We start from the raw sequence: 19090 nt of genomic DNA on the forward strand, positions 1-19090 counted from the left end.
GCACCTCAACAAGCCCCTGCCCAGCGCTCATGTTAAGCGGCAAATGCTGCGGCTTTAGCCGCTTCTAGACCCGCATTAAGTGACGCAAGGTTCGCTTGTGCTTCAGCAAGCTGTGCTTGTGCATCTTCAAGCTGCTGATTCGCCATGTTGCTTGCGACCAGTGCATTTTGATAGCTGGTTTCAGATGTTTTGTAGGAGTCACCCAACGCTTGCGTCAACGTCGCCGTCAGTGCTAATAAGCTCACCATCTGTTTGACTTCTAACTCAGAGATCTCTTCAATTTCTTGCACTGGCGTTATGCTCGCATAACAGCTCTCTAGTGCCGTCAATGTCAACGATACTGCATTGTTTGATTCTGTCACTGCATTGTTCAAATAGGTGATTAAATCGTCAGGGATCACCTGATTCACCGCTTTTCGACGATTAACAAAGTCCAACAGCTTCTCAATAATATCAACAGAGAATATAAGCTTATCAACCACACCCGCCATGTACTGCGCTGTTTCGTTGAGCTTGCCACTTAACGAATCGGTGTTGCTCTCAGTACCAATCTGTTTCTCTACTATCTTGACGTAGTTACTGGTTTCTTTAAGATCCGCCATCAGGGTTTTTGACTGACTAAAGTGTTGTAAAGCTGATGCTTGTTTACTGCTCGCAAGCGTCAGCAAGTTGGCGAAATAAGCCTGCTTGCTGGTTAACGACGTTACGACGTTAGTTAACTCATTCACAGTATATTGCGCATCCGTGACTTGAGTTGTTAATGCCTGAATATCAGCGTTCTTGTTCTGAGCAACGCCTCTTGAATTCGTATATCCTTGACCTGGAGTTTGATTAGTCATAATTTAATCTCCTTATTTCTTCTCTTTAGGGGACTTCTTCGCACTTGCAGCGTCGTCAGCATCGCTTGCAGCATCTGTCGTGTTGTTGTCTGTTTTAGCAGCTACAGGTTCCGCACTGCCTTTTTCTAGCTGTTCAATACTTGAAATCAATGCAGGGCTGTCTGTTGACATTAAACTGCTTTGTGATGTTTTACCGATATTGTTTAAATGCGTGACATTGTGTGGTCTTATAATCAATGGGAAAGTTGACCCCCCAAAAGTAAACGACTCATCTGATATGTATAATGTTGGCAGATACTGTGACAAATACTGAGCCTCTGACGGCTGGCATAGCACCCCGACATAATAGTCAATGTCTTCCACTAATGGACAACCGAAGTTATCGGTTGTATCCGCTTCAATGGTGACCTCAGTGGAATCAGCTACATTGGAGCACTCCAAAGTCCCTTTCATGTAGTTCGCACTAGAGACTTGCTGAGCAATCGACACGTTAAAGTAAAATGGCAACACCGACGATTTTGAACTGGTCATTAGATTCGTTTCGTCAGGCTTGTTCTTTGGTAGCAACATAACGTGCAAATCAACCTTCACGTCCGTATGTTCCGAATTAGGTTCTAAAGTCACTGTAATCGTTTTATTAGTTACTTCTGTACTTGATACACTCGGCAGTGCCAATGTTGGTGTGAAAGCGGCTGAAGCACTGCTGATAATGTTGTCAAAGACACCAATATAACGTTGGTAAGCCAGTGTTAGTTCTACATAGACAAACACGACATACTCTTGACCTGGGCTCAATACATCACCGTCAATGTCTTTTGCAGCATTGTTATCACCAGGTTGGTAGGAACAATGGGTACCTATAAAACCATCTAACGTAACGTGCGGTACTATTTGGGAGCCCATTAAGTAGAATCGGTTAAGGTTATTTGTGTTATTCGCCGTGTAATACTCCCCAAACAGGGTTTCCACTTGCTCTAGCGTAACACTCGATTGACTGCTGGCTTTGGCAAAAAACACATACTGATTTTCAACTGTCTGTACTGGCGTATTCCCAGCACCACTGGTTAAGGAGAAAGGCGCTTCATAGCTTTCACTGATCACATAAACAGCCGCTTGTGAGGGGCTCAGTCCCCAGTTTATATTCAAGTTTAACTGAGAGTTTGCTGCGTCGACTGACTCATTCACACCATTGAGTTGTGAGTCTGCATCTTTGAGAACCCCTTCAGCTTTACGCTCTGATTTTTTATCCGTATTAAACGCCTGAAAGTCGGTGGCTGATTGCGTACTCAAATTAGTCACATCCGTACTCAGCTCCGTCAATAATTGCTCAAGCGCAGTTTTTGAAGCCGTGACATTTGACAACACATCTGCACTCATCAACTCGGAACATTGGCTAGATGCCTCCATTGACAATTGCGTAGCGTACTCCGCCTCGTTAGCCGTCACAGAGATATAATTATTTGCCTGTAATGTCTTTTTATAGATGTCTGTGTCGTAACATGACGCCAGCGCAATATTCAAAGCACTACCAATATTTGCGGCCACGGTAGAAATCGAGTTGGAAGCGGTTTTTATGTTAGCAGCCGCCGCCGACACATTGCTGACTGCGGTGGTGGTGTTAGACTGCAATACTTTGGCTGTATCTAATAGATTGACCGCAGCATTGTCACACAACACACCCTGTTCATTGAGCGTTTGTGCTTCTGCCAGTTGCAGGTTTGTTTGCGCTAAATGATCGCCAGAACTGATCTGTGCGCCCTGTGCATAGTACAAGTTATACTCAGCGCTGCGCTGTCCTGATTCTATTTTTTGTTGGTCTGCATATAAACTACTCAGTGTGGTACTGACCGTTTTTTGCAGGTTTTCACTGTATGAATTCATACCTTCACCTTATCCTTCTTTTGTATCAATCAATGTGAATTACATCCTTGGGTTACATCACCAACTAGGTTGGCCAAGTTACGTAAATCGGTTTTTCCATCCAAGGCAACTTAACTATCGAATACGACAACGGCGAACGGCTGATCAAAATGTCATACACGCGTTTTTCGACTATCAAATCCCAATGATCTGGCGCTTCGGTTAGGGTGCCACTGCGCACTAACCAGTTTCCTCTAAATCCATCTACTGACGTTTTGCCTATCGCTGGCCAGTAGTTACACACCGCTTCAATTAAGCTATGTATGGTGTCTATTTCACTTTGAGAGAGCGTAATGCCTGCTTCAACCGGATGTGTCACACCATGGCCACACAACAGCTTGTTTAAAATTAAATGATGCTCTTCGGTGGTACTTTGCCCTGTTACCAAAAACTGTAAGTAGTGAACCGCAGCTCGCTGTTTTTCCGTGCTTACAAATTGCTCATCACTGACCAAACCCAAGCGTTCAAATAAATGCGGGATAAAACTTTGGATCAGTACTAGCCCTGCGTTGGGTACGCTCATAGGAAATTCGGTTGGCTGTTCAGGCGCTTCGCTGGCCTTTTCACGTAACACACGCTCTAGTGTTTCGTGTTGTAGCGACAGGTTATCCGCTTGCTTTTGGGTGCTTTGACGGTAGCGCCCTAACTGTTTACGTAACTCGTCCACAGCATTCATCAGATGCGCAAAACTAGGCAGGTCATCATGACTTAGTACTCTGAGGAGCTCATCAGTACTGCACACCTGACGCTGTACCAGTAGCCAACATATCGATTGTAATAATGATTCGGCGCTCAGCTGTGCCATGTCATCTTTCGCTAATCTATTGAGCAAACTCAACAACATATATTGCTCACTTTCTTGCTCAGTAAGCGCCACACCAAGGCGAGTAAACATGTTGAGTAAACGCAATACATCATTGAACATACGGCTCTGAGATTGCGGTAACTTATCTGCTCTATTGAGCACATCCAGCAGCACCGTTAAGGTGACGTGGTTGGCAATACGGGCAAGAACAACTTCGTTATTGAGATGAGGGAGTACCAACTCACACCACTGTTTGGGCTTATGCAATTGCATATCATCAAGCAGTCTCGCACCACTGAAGGTGCCTTGTTGAGCAATAAAATTTGGTCGGCTACCGTGCTGTAACCAGTGTGACATGATGGCTTTAATATCGGTGCGATTGAGGTATACCCCGCTAAGGTCTTGTATCCATTTACTGACACTTTCCCTCTCAAAGAGAGACTCAGACATTGCTGCATGAGCGCGCTCTACATGTTCAGCTTGTGCTTGTTTTTGTTGTTTTAGCGTATCCACCGTGTGCTGCGCTTGGTGCTTATTGTGCGACTCAGAAGCCGGCTCATGAGTGGATAAGTTCTGGGCAATAGCTTTAAAACTGCCTTGGTGGGTGACGTGCTTAAGAATACTAAAAACCCGCTCTAGCGATGATTTCGGCAGCATAAAGTGATGTTCATGCGCTATCGAATAACGTTCAAACTGTGTTATCCCTTGAGGTAAATTCAGTGAATGTGCCTGACTCCATCTCAAGATAAGTGCTGCGACCAATTGTGCAACCTGCTCAGCAGATAAGCTCGCGGCTTTAAGTGAGTTACTCGCCCGATTAAGTGCTGTATCAAAATGCTGCGCCATCAACTGCCAAAACAATTGCTTGATATGTTGAATATCGTGTTTTCGCCCTGTGAATTGCCCAACAGGAGACAACTTGCTGTGATCATCCGCTTCTTCAATCGCTTGACACAACCAAGTTTGCAGTTGTTGGCACCATCGGTCGCAAGCGCCAATATCTTGCCACATTGCGGGCAGCAAGGGAGCCAACCATCTTCTTACCAATGCACTTTTCAATAGCGCTGCAAAATGCTCAGCTGTGCTATCCATCGCTGCGGCTTCTTGTACTATCATAGCCCCAAGCGTAGCGTCTTCTTGACTCAATCGCTTAATTACCAACACGGCCATCTCATCGTAGTCGAGTGCTCTAGCTGTTTCCATGGCAACCTCTTTCACTGGAACACTCGCCAAATACAACCGATATAGCCAACGCGCCTTCGTCGCCGTATCAAAGGGATTCAACAACCAATAGAGTAAGCTTTGATGATCCGTGACCATGTTTAAGCCACGGGTAAAAGCGCCATTCCTACCTCGCATCACCAACAAACAGCTAAGTAATTCGAATATTGACTGCGAAGGCTGTCGATGAAAATATCGAATGGCTTGCGCAAGGAACGGTGGCCTTGTTTGCAAAGCCGATTGTTGAACGCTCTGCTGTTTCGTCTGTGGCGTCATAGCTGTCGATGTTGCGGCAGCTACTCCAGCATCAACCAGTTGCCAAGAATGTGCGGGTAGTGCCACGGACTTGACAAGCAAAGAGGTTGAGTATTTCGGCTTCGTAGTCATCACCCCGATAGGCGCTATCTGCTTGGCAGCAAACAACCACACCGAGCGTTCACGTGCGGCTTGCTCCGCCTTAAGTAAACTCTGCTGCAACATTTTTTGCGATAGCACTGACCTTGCACCCGATAGATTTTTGCCCGTAGTTACCCCTACTACGGTTTCATTCGCATTGATGTATTGCAGGTGTTGTAAGCTGTGTGTCAACGCGGTGGCTCGTGCCAACTGTATTGCTAAATAGCGATGCAAGAGCCTTACAGGCAAAGCGAAGTGCGTGGCGATGTAACGGGCAAGCTCACTAATAAATTGTGATTCTCTTTGCCCATGTGCGTCTGCAACACCAGTTATAGTAGGTTGTAAGCCCCCTTTACAAACAAAATCAGCGCTGAGTTTGAGCACCATTTCCACTGATAACTTAAAACGTGCTGCCAGCGCTCTAAGGGCTTTAATTTGGCTGTAACTAAGCGGTGAGTAGATCACCTGCTCTGGCACATTGTCATTACCTGAAAAACTTGTGACACGCCCCGTAAAGTGAGAACTTAAAACCCCTTTAATACATTGTATCAACGTGTTATCTAAGCGCTGATGAGGCCGGTTATCTTGCTGTACGTTTGACCACACTTGCTGTAACAATGCAGTATGAGACAACGTGAAACGCTGCGCGATATCACGGGTCGTTCGTATAAACCACTGTTCAAGGCTCTGTGCTTGTGGTTGATTAATCAAGCTAAACACCACACTTTCCAATAGCAGTATCAGCGACCCGTTACGAGCAGACCAAGGCATCCCCCCTTGCTTTTGCCAATCAAGCAAGGCGTTTATTAGCTGTATCGACGCTATGCTATGGCTAGGTGACAGCGCCCCCAGTAAATGTTTAATGTCACTCAACGTCACAACGCTCGAAGATGTCATCGCTGACACCAGTTTTTGTGCTAGCAAATAACGTTGCGATACACCCAATTTGCTTCGCTGTAACAGCGTATACAATGAACGTGGGCTAGCGAGTGGACGCACCATGACCATCCCACGTACAACTTGTTGCCAGCTAAGCGAAGCAAACTGCCCAAATAAGGCGGAATGTTGCATTGTGCTTTGTTGAGTCTGCACGTCGATAAGCGCCTGATAATGACGCAACCACAGGGCGTCATTATGTTGTGCTTGTTTAGCTTGCTGCTGTTGTAAGTCAGCCAAAATAGTGAACAGTTCATACTGCTGCCCCGCTCTACTAGGCATGCTGCTGGTTTGTTGCAGCATCAGCAGGATTAGATGATAATCTACACCAAAGTGCTGGCTCACCCCCGACAGGGTAGTATGTACAAACTGTCTGCGGTTAAAATAGCTGCCCCGATTGACAAACAAATACGCCAACAATACTCGCCAAATAAGCGCTGGATCTAAATGTTGTTGTTTAAGTAAAGTTTGAGTGTGTGACACATGGGCCAAAATAAACTGCGTATCATGTGGCGCGACCACTTCCACAATATGTGCGAGCTGCTGCTCATCAAACTGCTTAACGATATGCAGCCGCACCGCTTCTGCCTGCCCTTCATGCTTAAGTACCTGCGCCATTTTACTGGGCCCAACCTGTGCAAGTCGGATGAACAACTCGGTTAAATAATAGGTCTGATTATGATGTTGTGTACTACTTTGTTTGGTATGCAATAACCTTGAAAACAGCGACCACAAGTTCGTTTCATCATCTACCTTGCTGGGGGCTGTGAGTTGTCGCTGCTCACTGTGTTGTATATCTACCAGCACTTGTAAAAATTGCGGTGCTACCAGCCCAGTTTCTTGCATGTGTTTGGCCACAGAACTCAACTGTTCTAATAAATCATAAAAAGAGATTTGGTAGTGCTGGGCCATTTGCCAAAGTGTTGCCTTCACAAATTGCGAGGTATTAAACAAAGTCCCTCTGTCCACCAGCAAATGCGTTAAGATCCAATACCATAAATGTGTTTGCAGATGACTGTCTTTAGGGATATGACTCTGTGGTTGACGCTGCGCAAGTATGACATTATCTGCATAGCTACAAATAAACTGTGCGTTCCACGGCTCAAGTAGTTGCACCGTTTTACGGGTTCTGGCCTCTCCCCACTGCCACACAATGCGTCGCCTAACGGTGTCCATGTGGCCTATTTCGCGGATCAGAGATGCCACAGCGTTGGGTTGCTGACTCATTTGTGAGTCTACAACATGTAAGGGGCTATTGTTGCCCATCACCCACCAAGGCGTTACGCCGTAAAGCAAAAACCAACGTAACAATGCTAATTCAGACTCACCCTGTGCAACGATGGTCAGCTTGTTACTTTTACCACTTTTCGAATCAGTGCCATATTGCTGAAGCATATTCAGCAACGCTTGTTCAATAGCGGCCGCGACCTTTACTGGTAACTGCGTATCCAACTCACTTAACGTCAAGGCTCCCAAATCAATATGCAATTGTTCGATACGCCATGTCTGGCCGTTTGGGCAATAGCGGTCAAACACGTTATTAAGCACATTTGGCAATATCTGGTGGCTCCACTGACTTAGTGCATCTTGTAGCTGGGTGACATTCGCTTGATCATCAAAGCTGGTCTGCCACTGGCACTGGCCAATCATATGCTTAGACATCATCATTAGGCACCTCGGTGAGTAACTGAAGTTTCTCTTTTAGCCCATCTGCTAATGCCTGCCGTGCTGTAGGCCCCCCTTGAAGTGGTGTGCGTTCAATCTGACGCTGCTGATTAAACCACTGGCAGTAATTGCTGATCAAATCCTTGAACTGGGTAACATTGGCTGTTAATAATTCAAGCGTGACATGACTTGGCCAATGCAATTGTTGAATCGCTCGAATGAAATAGATAAATTTCGGCTGATTGACCAAAGAGACATAGTCGGGCAATACCAAAGAAGAGGCTAGATAATACCAATCGTCGCTATCTGCGTTATTGGATGAAATTTGCACCACAGCACTTTGCAACAAGGTATGCTCAATGAGCAAAACCCCTTTTCTATATCCACTCAACCAAGCCAGTTGATCAATATATTGCTGTATATCCGTAACCTGCCATGCAGCTTCTGGATTGGGTAAGGTCATAACCTGTTGACCACTGATGCTTATCTGCAACGCATCGGGAGCACGCTCAGCCACAATATCATCAATATTAAATGAGCCGCTCTGCCCTTGTTGCGATTCATCTTCGCTGCCAACGTCCACAGGTTGACCCAGCCAAGTCACAAAGTCAGGGTCATTGATCAACGTCACCAATGCACCAGCCAGCGTGCGCAAGTGCAGGGCAAACCCCAGTAACAAATCTAGTTTTAATTCAAATACACTAAAGTTGGCAAAGTCTTGTGAACTGAGCTTGCCATAGGCATCTAACGCCTGAGCGTCGTATTGACCATCTAGCATCAAACGCTGTTGAGAGTTCTCCAATAGCAGTTTATTACCATCCATCAGTGGTATGGTTGTCGCCAATGCACGACTTTGTTTGAGTACTTTACCCGTATCTATTTTATTGTCTTTGCCCTTCGCCTTAGCGTGCTTCGCAAGTTGCTTCATAAATAGGGTCGCTATCATACGAGCCAATTGGCCCTTATCTGTAAACCCTTGCTGATACACGCCGCTGATGATCTTGCCAAAATCATCACTCTTACTAGCGATTAACTGTTTGTAGTGCGCAAAGCTCAAACGATATCGCCCAGGTGTGGGTAAGGTTTGTGCCAAAGCAAACTGTATTGCTTGTGCTCGGCGGTAGCTTAGCTGCTGCAAATTCTGTAACCAAATCGATTTAATGATGATACGAGTTTGCAGACGACTACCGTACCACTGCGATGCATCAATGATGTCATCATATAAGTCAGCGGGCTCCCCTTGACGCGCAAGTAGATGACTCAACATAACATCTCGGCGCTGCTGTGCCTCTTGCTGGTTTTCTACGATTTGGCTCAGCCCATGGTTATATTGATTGAATGGATCATTTTTGAAACGCTGCCATGCCAGCGCATTTCTTTGTGCGCTATCACTTGGGTCATCGGGGTAAAAAAATTGATACTGCTGCTGGCCTTTTAACAATGCCTGTACATCTGGTACGTCATACAAAGGTTGATAAAAATAGCTACGAATAAAACTCTGACTTGGAATAGCAGGTGGTTGCGGCGCACTTTGAGTTAAGCTTTGCTGATAAAACTGCTGTTGAGAGGTCGGTACAATATCAAAAGCAAACGTAAATAGATTACTTAGATTAGCCACTTGCGAAAACTGATTAGCTAACACCTGATCGAACAGCAACAAATAACCTTTTAACTGCCGAGATTGTGCAATGCGGCACTTCGAGGCATCTGATTCCAAAGAGTTGCTCCCCACCGCATAGATATCCGGAAAGGTATTTTGAATTGAATAATAACTTTCAATATCGCGATAGCGGCCCGTTGGTTTCTTTGGGGTTAAATCAACCTGAGCCGCAATGCTTTGATTTTGACAGTGCACTTCTATTTGCGAAAGTAAGTTGGTTTGCTGCCAAGGCTGCATGTTAAGTGGAGCTTGATGTTGTATCAGCGTGAAATCAGCGCCGGGTTCCAAGTGCGCTATTTCGTCCGCGGCGATAGACACTGACTGTACATCAGCTTGTGCATTCAAATTAAACGACTCAACAGCGGTTACACCGCTTACCTGACTAATTAAGGTGATTAACTCAACCTTTTGGATAACACTGCGTTTGCTACCCAATGGGTTATCACCCAACATCCAACCGTTTTGTAATCTAGGGCCATCAAATATTTGATCTGCCGACTCGCCCTGTGCTCTCGCCTGTTGATAGCCCACCTTTTTTACTTGAGGACTAACATAGTCACGCAGCGCTTGCATAATATCCACGTGCACCTGTTCAGGGTCAGCATCCTGCGTCAGTAAAACTTCACCACTTAGCGTCACCGTATTGGTGCGCAGCACTTGCGGCATCAAAAAGTATTCGCCCAGATTGCGATGTTTGTTTAACAACTGATAAACCGAACGACACAGTGCTTGTTGCGCCTGTACCTGTGTCTGCGCAGTCATTTGAGTAGGTAAATGAGGGGCGTAGAGCCACACCTGATACAACCCCGTGAGCTGGTCGCTCAAACTTATCGGCTGTAAATACACATTGTCAATTTCACTAATATTATCAACTACCAGCTTACGATAATCAGCGGTGCTGATGGGGCCTGTAGTTAAAATCTCATCAATCGCGTAGAACTGTTGTTGATAATCAATGCTTCCGTCAGGCTGTGTCAGTACATCAGCAATGTCAAAAGTATTCACATACCCAAGTTCGGTGAGTGCAAACACAATTTGCTCTAAAATCGTCACTCCGGGGTCACTATCGTTATAGTTACTCCAAGAGGCGCCCGCCAGAGCTTTGAGCGTGGTAATACCCGCGTTTTTTAAAAACGTAAATTGTAGCGCTTTGGGCAGTGGCCCAGCACTGATGCTATTTGGATGCACCAAGCTATCTAACGATGTCGTTGCGGATTCACTCATCATCCCGCCTCCAACAACGTATTCATCGGTAATGTCACTGCTTGTGCGCCACCGCTATCACCGCCAGAAGGCGTCTCGCTGCTAGCCCTTATAAACGTAAAGTCGTGTTTGCTGGCGGGCACAAAAATCGCATTATCAGCGCTTGGCGAAATCGTATCGGTTTGCGATGTTGTTTGTTGACTCGCAGGCTGTTCCTGCGCTGAAACAGTTGGTTCCAGCGAAGCTAATAGCAATGAAACATCCAGTTTTTGAATCGCTTCTATTTGACTAAAGCTGGCAATATATGCCGCTAAACTTGCTTTGCTCAAACCACTGTTTAAGCAGTACTGTGGTTGGCTGGACGCTATCCAAGGTGCCAAATAAATATTCACTCCGGCCGTCAGAGCTAGGTTTAAATCGTTAATGTTGGTGTCTTTGCTGACCACCAGCTCCGCCGTGATAACAATTGTTTCATGCGCCAAGTTACTTACCTTGACCTGCGTCATAGCCGATACTCTGGCCGTTAAATAATCAGTGATCTGTAACTGATACGCCTTAGGCATAACCGGAGTAAAGGCATTCGCTTGCTCGGGTGAGGTATAATGCTGCACCACGCCGAGCGACACGGTCCCCGCTCGTGAAGAGGTCAGCAACTTCACATAAAAAAGCCCACTGTAGGCTTGCCGTGCAAGCATGCAATAGTCCCAATCACTGCTGGCTCGATTTTTAGTTTTCAATCTCAAACTAACACGCTGCTCAAACTGACTGGTATTTTCAGCAGAGCGCCCCACCATAGAGGCAAATGGTTGTGTGACTTTACTAATTGCTGCAATTTTCGACGCAGGGGCGGTGATCTGTTCGGCCTGTATGCTAGGCACAGTTCCAAGCGGTAAAGCAATTGGTGTACAGCGCTGTACTTTGACCGCTTGCGTATTGCAATACACACACTGCACTTTTCTGGGCGTTTGTTGTGTCAACATCAACCAAGTCGTGTTGGTTACCTTGCCCTGAGGTTTTGGCCACAGCGGCGAATCTAACGCCACGTCTTGCATGAGATCCAATTCAATGATGCCAGAGCGAGTCAACGCACGGGTTTCATCCTCCAACACATTCACGGCTTTCCAGCCTGTTTCACTCCAATAAAAAATATCAACCTGATTAGACTGAAGATCACCACTGATATCTTGAGCTAACTCCACAAACAAGCTGACTCTGCATGGCGCTTCAACCTGTGCTAATTGCATATATAAACTCAGCGCTGGTTGGCTTACTCCCTGAAATAATGCCAAACCCTGCGGGTTATCCGACACAGGTTGTTGCGCCAATTGTAAGGTTGGCTCAGCAGGTATTTCAGGCTGCAACTGTAAAGCACGGTCATCAACACTCGGCTTGGCTTGACCAGCTAGTTGGCAAAAATACTGATACGTTTGCCAAGGCCCTATATGTTGCAGTGCAAACCCTTGCTGTAAATTCATCGTAGACGATGTGAAGTCAATGCTCTGCTGGGCTTCATAGGTCATGGCTACGCGCTTAGCCTGTAACTGTAGTGGCGGGTTAGGCATCGGCTCTAGTTTGCCTTTATTCGAGCCTAACAACTGCGCTACCGAGTGAAACACTTTGGTAATAATCGAAAATAGTCCTGATAACGCAATCAGGGTTTGCGCATTTTTCAAGCTAACATTATTGACGACCGCGCCATAGAGTTGATCACCAAAGCCTTGTGCGGGCCCCGTGAGTGTCATTCTTACGCTTGGGTTCTTATTGCTGGCAATATCTGTAGCCTTGATATTTGCGCATTGCAATGCTGTGGGGAGTGTAAATACAAACTCACTCGACTGCGCGTTAATGGTTTGCTCAGATTTCCCGACGGTCTGTGCGAATAGCCCATTGCTAGTTTGTAGCGGCACTGAGTTGCTACCCGCGTCATTAGGTGTAGGTTCAGCCGAGGTACTATCTGCGGCTGACAATTCGTCAGATTGGTTGACTGGCAAGGCGTCTTGACCTTGCAAATCAAGCCCCAAGGTGGGCTCTTTACGTTTACTCAAATCTAAAAGTTCATCGGAGCCACTGCCCTGAGATGTGGCCTGAGACGTCATCAAGTCCGATGGTAACGTCAGCATCGCCGTTGCATCTTGCCAACCCGAAGATTGCATTACGCTCCAAGCAACAGTAAACACACTATTTGTGTAAGCAACCGCATCGCTGACTTGGGCTTTGTTATTCTTGATGTAGTCATTGTAAGCACTGTAATAGACATTAAAATCGTCCGGTACATTATCCCAATCAACACGCACCTTAAGGGAGGTGACGGGTTTTGCAAAAGCTTCTGGGTAACTGACATAAAAATGACTATCAACTTGAGGACGCGTGCCAAGCAAGTACATTGCCTTGTTGTTCGTCAACAGGCCGTTGTCATTGCTTGGCGCCAACAGCTCACTGTCATGCACTGAAACATTAATCGAAAGATTCAATAGCCGTGGTTGTGATTGTAAATTAACGCTGTTGGGCAACATCACTTTACAGTAGGGCATGCTCAAAGGGTAATCTGGTTGAGGTTTTGCAAACGTCGTTATCGAAGCGAAACTGCTGCTAAAGGTTAAGGTCAGTTGTAGCTGTTTAGCGCTAGGCGAAGACCAAAGCGCTGAACTGACTTGGCTGGTATGCGTCAGCGCGTCATAAGGTAAAATATCCAGCCAACCTTTAGCTCCTGATACAGCGACCTGCGCATTGGCATAATCAGCCAGCACAATCTCATTGGCAAAATTAAAAGTGAGAATGACCACTCGCTCGCCGGCATTTAAAAACAGCATATCACTGGCTAGCGCAAACCCTTGCTGAACTTTCTCTCCCTGTTCACTGGCAAACCAACTGCTGGATAACACTCGCCCCGTTTGGTCGGTTCGAACTAAGTTACTGTCAGCAAAGGTTTGTAAGTATTGCTGCTTGTCATTGCTTGGGGGATTAGTAGCGCAGTAACTCACACCGAACATTGCAATGATAGAAGTGTGGTTAAGCTCCGTTTGCTGAGTGGTTGCAAATAACACCGCAGATTTGTCAGGATAGGTACCCGCCGTAAAAGTGGTTCCCTGAGCCAACTCATAGCTTGAAGCTGATTTATCTAATGTTAGGCACAGGTAGGTATAGTCTGGCTGTGCTTGTGCGGGCATTTGTTTTAGTAAATTCTTATAGTAAAAATCCAGATGCTTTTGGGCGTATTGATTAAACTCTTGCTGTGAATACTCCAATAACTGATTCGCCACGATGATCAGACTGGTATCAGGAAAGTCGTTTTGTTGTACGACCATTTCGTAAAATGCAGGTTTAGCACTTTGGATCACCTGAACAAAGAAGCGATAAATCTGTTGATATATTTGTTCTAGCCTCTGCAAGGCCTCCAAAGGGCTTTGCGCATCGCTGGTATTTTTGCTGCGCTTATTGATGAACCAGTTCGGATTAAAATCACTAAAGCGTGAGTCACTGGGTTTGGGTATGCACCCTGCTAGCTTGCTCGACAAATAATCTTGGAGCGCTAAACGCTGCCAGAGTTGTTGGCTTATCCCGCCTGTGACTTGCTGTAAAATATAGTCGCGTAAGTCAAAGTCTACGGTACTTTGTTCTAAATATTCCACCCAACTATTGATGGCTTCAAAGACCTGATCGATAACCAAGAGTAACTGAGATATACAATGATTATTTAGATTCGGCGGCAAGCTTAATGGGGGTTGTTCGCTACTACTATCTTGTTGGTCTAACCAGTGTTTTACTTTCTCCAAAGACCCTATTATTTGATTAAACCTAAAGTACATAGGTTGATAAGCTGTTTTGCTGATCACCGCCAGCAATATCACCGGATCTTTGAGCACGACAGAGCGCCAGTCACCCACAGGCTGGTTGTGCTCATTGTAAAACAGAATTAACTCTGACAAGGATGCAACGAATGCTAGGCGATCACGAATATCACGCCCATCCAAGGCGATAGCGCTCGGATCTAAGCGAGCATTAAGCTGCGCCTGCATTGTTACAAAGTCGAGTCGATTATGCACCTTGTGCCCTCACTGCCAAGTTAGTGCCTTCCAAAATTGAGAATGGAAATACATGGTTGTGACGCGTGTTTGTTTGCTTGATGGTATACACAACAGTTATCACCACAAGCGACTCCTCACCCGTGGTGTAATCAACAAGCACATCGTCTACCGAAATTCTTGGCTCGTCATTGAGTAGGGTGTAACGCACTGACTTTTCAATCTCTTCTTTGAGCGTGGCATCTTGAGAGCGAAACAAAAAGCTGCTGAGTTGGCTCCCGTAATACGGAAGCAAACTACGCTCGCCACGCCGCGTTTGTAGGATCAAATCTATCGACTGATTAATGTTGTCCACCCCTTCGTTCATCGCAACCTGACTCGAGACGCTAGAAAAAGTAGGTGGAAATTGCCAGCCTCTGCCTAAAAACTGGCTCTGATGTGCTGATGTTGGTTTATCACTCATTCGTTACCCTCCAATCATCACCGTAAAATCTCCCAAAACAATGGAGCCACCATGGGCGGTATTGTCACCAATGCGCGCCGCTGGCATACCGCCAATAAATACGGTTGCCGAGCCTTTAATAATGGTATCGGGAGGACCTACGCAGACCAGCATGTCGCCCACTCTGGCTGCGGGTAATTTGCCAATCAGCACCGTGGGGCACCCAGGCCCTATGATCGGCCCGCCAACATGAGGAATTGGTGGTACGCCCGGCGTCACCATCGGGCATTCATGAAAATCGGTAAGTCTGGCTGCTGGTGGCATCATTTCATCCTGTTAATTAATCATCACGATAGCGCCTTTGAGCGTCAGCTCTGCACCGCCTTGCACCTGCGCAGTTGCTGAGCCTTTTGCGCTAAACTGCACATCAGCTTCGGCATTCACATTCAGCCCAGACACTTTCACATCGCCTGACTCTGCCTGCACATTGACGCCCATGGCACCTTTGATATTGACCGACTGATCAGCCTGAATATTGATGCTTTTAGGGCTTTTCATATCAATACCTGATTCACTCATCAGGATGCTGTTTTCATTTTGATCTGAGATCTTTATTTGCTTATTTTTATCATCCAACACTATGGTGTTGTTGGCATCAGTGGTAATGGTGAGAATGCTTTCTTTATCGTCAAAGATGATCCGCAAATTGCTTTTGGTAACGATGGCTTTTTTACTGTTGTCTGAATCTGGTGTTAGCTCGCTATAGGGCTTGCGGTTCTCGCTGTAAACACTGCCGATAATAATAGGAAAACGGGGGTCTTGATTTAAAAAGCCCACTATCACTTCATCCCCTATTTCGGGTAGAAAGAATGCGCCACAGCCACTACTGGAGTAGAAATTGGTTAATCTGGCCCACACCCCTTTACCCTCATCGTTATAAAGGGGTAATTCGACTAAAATTCGATACGCATTGTCAGGGTCTTCGTCAATTTTCTTAACAGTACCGTTATATAAGCCGCCAATTCCGGGCAGCAGCCCAGCGGCTTCGGGCGCTGTAACGTCATGTTCTTGTACAAACCACACTGGTGACAACCCCAGTTCCACCGTAGTAAACCAGTTACCTTCAGAAAAATCGTGCTCAACACTGGAAATAAAATGATCGCCGTTAAAGCGGCCTCCCATGCCTGCCAATGTCAGATATTTGCCAACCTGAGCCTTCGCGTTGCCTTGAAAACGTGCATCACCAGTGATTTTAGACAGCTCGCTTTTGAGCATTTGTCCTTTGGCCCATTGAGTCAAATTATCGTTATCGACCGCTGCGGTGGTTTGCAACTCAAACTCAGACAGCCCCACTACTTCTGCTAATTTTTTGCTACTTAGATTACCCGCCCCAGACACCGAATTGCTGGCTGTTGCTGAGATTATTGCTTGTGATTTAGCATCCCAAGCACTTGATTTAACTTCACTTAGCTGAGTAACACTGTTGAGCTGAACATTAATATGATAAAGGTCGTCACCATAAGTGACAGTCATGACCGAGCTGGTATCATCGGTTGGCGAGAACACCGATACTTTGGAGTTGATGGTACTGACCACCATACTGTTAACCTCAGCTCGACTTAGTAAAAAATCCCAGTCGGAGGTGTAATATTGCACCAACTCAGGTAGCTCAACGGATGTACTCGACACATCAGCGCTGAGACTATACTGGCCAATTAAGGTGCTCATAACGTCGCTGTCTTTTTTCTTTTGATAGGCAGAGTTTTTTCGGCCAACAGTCATTTTTATTGCTTTATCACGACACTCAACATTCAACATTGGTCCAGCACCTGGGTTGACCTGTATCATCTGCTTAGTCACAATGCCGGTAAATACGGTACTGTTAGTACCGTCATATCCCAGCGCAATACTGATCTCATTCCCCGGCACAAAGGTACTAGAACTGCTGACAGCAAAGCCCTCTTTTGAAGGATTTCCGTCCAAGACTTGGATGGTCGCGTAAGCGACCCGATTGATGTCTTGTCTGATCACGACGCTGTGAACTTGCACCGTATCTGGAATCGTCGACCCTTGTGACTTGATTTCCAGCGTTGCTACACCACCGTTGCTACTATCACTCATGACCGCTCTCCTTGACTACGTAACGGTGGCGCGCTCAATACACTGCCTGCTTTTATATTTCTTAGTTTATTCAACTGATTAAACGCACCAAGTTGCACATATAAGTCTGGGTCTTGATAAACCTGTTGGCTGATTTGTGGCAAACTATCCCCTTCAACAACAGCGATACGGTGGGTCAGGTCCGGTGATTTTTTATCTTCTTCTTTGGCAGCGGTAGAGGGGTCTAAATAAGAGGTAAAACGTAACGATACCTTAGCACGCAGTGCGGTGCCATCCGGTTTGAAAAAGGTGTAGTTAGTATCAAATGCAGTCAATACGCCCTGAAACGACAGCCCTTGCCCCCAATACACAGTGACGTAGTTTGGACGGTGTATATCGCCGTTATAGGTGTATACCACTTTTTGTAATTGATTGAGTTCAGTAGGCATGTCGGTACGCGTAGAATCAACAACGCCAGTGCAATCAACCACTAGATCAAAACTTAGTTTTTCACCGGGCGTGGAACGATATTTAGAAGAAAGCTTTCCAGAGTCTGGTGCCTGCTCTTCATTATAATTAATGCTACGGTCCAGCTTAATTTGCTCCGGGTTGAGCATAACAACATACTCATCGACCTTAGAGGTAAATTTCTCATCGCTGTATGCGACTATGCGCATTTTCTTTAAACTACCCACGCCTCTATCTCCGTGCTTAAATAATGCCTTAGCGCTCTAACATTTTTTGTCGCTGCTTAAGGCCAAGCTGCTTGACGCACTCTTGTACAATTTGCTGTTTAAGCTGCTGCAATTGTTGTTCTGTCAATTCATGTCCCGACGTTTCTTTGTGACTTTGAATAGCGGTTTTAATCACCAGCTCTCTGATTTCAACGGCCATGCGCTAACTCCTCTTCTTGCTGTTGTGCTTAGTACACATTACGCGTACAAGTCCATTTGTGGTGAGCGACTGTCTTCAACTTCAAAATATCGGTAGGAAAACTCGAGTGTTTCTATAAATACCTCACCATCTTGTGATTTCAGGTCACTCGCCGACCACTTAACAGGGTAGGCGGCGATAAAATCCCACTGCATACTGACGTTGCCCTTTTCGTCCAATAACCGCACTTTAATGTCTTTGGTTTGAATAGGATTCGCCAATCCATCGTCCAGCGTATCTTTTACCCAGGCAATTAACGAAGATTCATCCGTTGTCACGCCTCGCTTGAGCACCAGATTTGAAAAGGTTGTCATGGTGGGTAGACGATATTTAAAGCGGTTTTCACCACCACAGACCACATCCTCACTGCCAAGCTCCTTGCTCAATCCCAGTACCTCTTGAAAAGCAGCATCACTGCTGCTCATCCCTGAGATTGAAACGCTGAAGTAAAAGCTGGTTTGTAGATTATGAGCCATTGGTCACAATCAACTGTTCATGCGCTATTTCTAACGTATCAACGGCTACTTCGTTACCATCCGACTTCAAATCTGTACCTGTGATTTTGGTCGGCCACGCATTATTAAGCTGCCATTGCATGGTGGTTTTACCATCCTGATCAAGTAATTTGATCAGCACCGTGCGACGCTTAATGGTGTTCATTTCAATTTCATCCATCCACTTCCAGAAATTGTTGTCATTCACAAAAATGCCGCGCTTCATGGTGATATTGCCGTACTTAGCAATACCTGGCATTTTGATTGTGGAGAACAAAGTGCTGTTACTGTGACGGTATTCAATCACTTGTACTTCTTTGTCCATCCCTGAGACTTCCTGAAAAGCCACTTTTTGTAGTTCCGTTCCAAGGTCAACCTCGAAACGGAACTTGGGCATTGGCCACGTGCTGCCTTCTTTGCTGCCGTCATCTGCCATGGTATTTCCCCTTATATT

The 19090-nt window shown here is 45.9% G+C and carries 12 protein-coding genes; all 12 read right to left on the bottom strand.

Annotated elements, in window-relative coordinates; all coding sequences use genetic code 11:
• Window positions 1–32 precede the first annotated feature (32 nt).
• Window positions 33–839: a hypothetical protein gene (locus C2M32_RS19820; protein WP_105170022.1), complete on the bottom strand. Its 807-nt coding sequence runs from the start codon at window positions 837–839 to the stop codon at window positions 33–35.
• Between the two features lie 12 nt (window positions 840–851).
• Window positions 852–2720 carry a hypothetical protein gene (locus C2M32_RS19825; RefSeq protein WP_105170023.1) on the bottom strand — a complete coding sequence of 623 codons (1869 nt, stop codon included), beginning with the start codon at window positions 2718–2720 and terminating at the stop codon, window positions 852–854.
• A gap of 64 nt (window positions 2721–2784) precedes the next feature.
• Window positions 2785–7785: a contractile injection system tape measure protein gene (locus tag C2M32_RS19830; RefSeq protein ID WP_158678289.1), complete on the bottom strand. Its 5001-nt coding sequence runs from the start codon at window positions 7783–7785 to the stop codon at window positions 2785–2787.
• Window positions 7772–10669, bottom strand: coding sequence for a hypothetical protein (locus tag C2M32_RS19835; protein ID WP_105170025.1), 2898 nt, complete (start codon window positions 10667–10669; stop codon window positions 7772–7774). Before C2M32_RS19835 ends, C2M32_RS19830 begins: the two co-directional genes overlap by 14 nt.
• A complete protein-coding gene (locus tag C2M32_RS19840; RefSeq protein WP_158678290.1) occupies window positions 10666–14688 on the bottom strand; it encodes a baseplate J/gp47 family protein in 4023 nt (1340 codons plus the stop codon). Before C2M32_RS19840 ends, C2M32_RS19835 begins: the two co-directional genes overlap by 4 nt.
• Window positions 14681–15130 (bottom strand): GPW/gp25 family protein, encoded by a 450-nt coding sequence (locus tag C2M32_RS19845; RefSeq protein WP_105170027.1) that lies wholly within the window; start codon window positions 15128–15130, stop codon window positions 14681–14683. The genes C2M32_RS19840 and C2M32_RS19845 overlap by 8 nt, the downstream gene beginning before the upstream one ends.
• 3 nt (window positions 15131–15133) lie before the next feature.
• Window positions 15134–15433 carry a PAAR domain-containing protein gene (locus C2M32_RS19850; RefSeq protein ID WP_105170028.1) on the bottom strand — a complete coding sequence of 100 codons (300 nt, stop codon included), beginning with the start codon at window positions 15431–15433 and terminating at the stop codon, window positions 15134–15136.
• 12 nt (window positions 15434–15445) lie between these two features.
• The gene (vgrG, locus tag C2M32_RS19855; protein WP_105170029.1) at window positions 15446–17230 is read right to left on the bottom strand and encodes a type VI secretion system tip protein VgrG; all 1785 of its coding nucleotides are present in this window, start codon (window positions 17228–17230) and stop codon (window positions 15446–15448) included.
• Window positions 17227–17904, bottom strand: a complete 678-nt coding sequence (locus tag C2M32_RS19860; RefSeq protein ID WP_199886194.1) for a CIS tube protein — start codon at window positions 17902–17904, stop codon at window positions 17227–17229. Before C2M32_RS19860 ends, vgrG begins: the two co-directional genes overlap by 4 nt.
• A 28-nt stretch (window positions 17905–17932) precedes the next feature.
• Window positions 17933–18103 carry a DUF5908 family protein gene (locus tag C2M32_RS20605; protein ID WP_158678291.1) on the bottom strand — a complete coding sequence of 57 codons (171 nt, stop codon included), beginning with the start codon at window positions 18101–18103 and terminating at the stop codon, window positions 17933–17935.
• A gap of 38 nt (window positions 18104–18141) precedes the next feature.
• A complete protein-coding gene (locus tag C2M32_RS19865; protein ID WP_105170031.1) occupies window positions 18142–18618 on the bottom strand; it encodes a phage tail protein in 477 nt (158 codons plus the stop codon).
• Entirely contained in the window at window positions 18608–19072 is a 465-nt protein-coding gene (locus C2M32_RS19870) for a phage tail protein (protein WP_070986053.1), read from the bottom strand. Before C2M32_RS19870 ends, C2M32_RS19865 begins: the two co-directional genes overlap by 11 nt.
• Between the last annotated feature and the right edge of the window lie 18 nt (window positions 19073–19090).

It is taken from the genome of Pseudoalteromonas sp. T1lg23B (assembly GCF_002964665.1).
Taxonomy (GTDB): Bacteria; Pseudomonadota; Gammaproteobacteria; order Enterobacterales; family Alteromonadaceae; genus Pseudoalteromonas.

Coding starts and splice junctions, on each gene's coding strand:
- C2M32_RS19820 (WP_105170022.1), bottom strand. CDS start 839: ATGACTAATCAAACTCCAGGTCAAGGATATACGAATTCAAGAGGCGTT.
- C2M32_RS19825 (WP_105170023.1), bottom strand. CDS start 2,720: ATGAATTCATACAGTGAAAACCTGCAAAAAACGGTCAGTACCACACTG.
- C2M32_RS19830 (WP_158678289.1), bottom strand. CDS start 7,785: ATGATGATGTCTAAGCATATGATTGGCCAGTGCCAGTGGCAGACCAGC.
- C2M32_RS19835 (WP_105170025.1), bottom strand. CDS start 10,669: ATGATGAGTGAATCCGCAACGACATCGTTAGATAGCTTGGTGCATCCA.
- C2M32_RS19845 (WP_105170027.1), bottom strand. CDS start 15,130: ATGAGTGATAAACCAACATCAGCACATCAGAGCCAGTTTTTAGGCAGA.
- C2M32_RS19850 (WP_105170028.1), bottom strand. CDS start 15,433: ATGCCACCAGCAGCCAGACTTACCGATTTTCATGAATGCCCGATGGTG.
- vgrG (WP_105170029.1), bottom strand. CDS start 17,230: ATGAGTGATAGTAGCAACGGTGGTGTAGCAACGCTGGAAATCAAGTCA.
- C2M32_RS20605 (WP_158678291.1), bottom strand. CDS start 18,103: ATGGCCGTTGAAATCAGAGAGCTGGTGATTAAAACCGCTATTCAAAGT.
- C2M32_RS19865 (WP_105170031.1), bottom strand. CDS start 18,618: ATGGCTCATAATCTACAAACCAGCTTTTACTTCAGCGTTTCAATCTCA.
- C2M32_RS19870 (WP_070986053.1), bottom strand. CDS start 19,072: ATGGCAGATGACGGCAGCAAAGAAGGCAGCACGTGGCCAATGCCCAAG.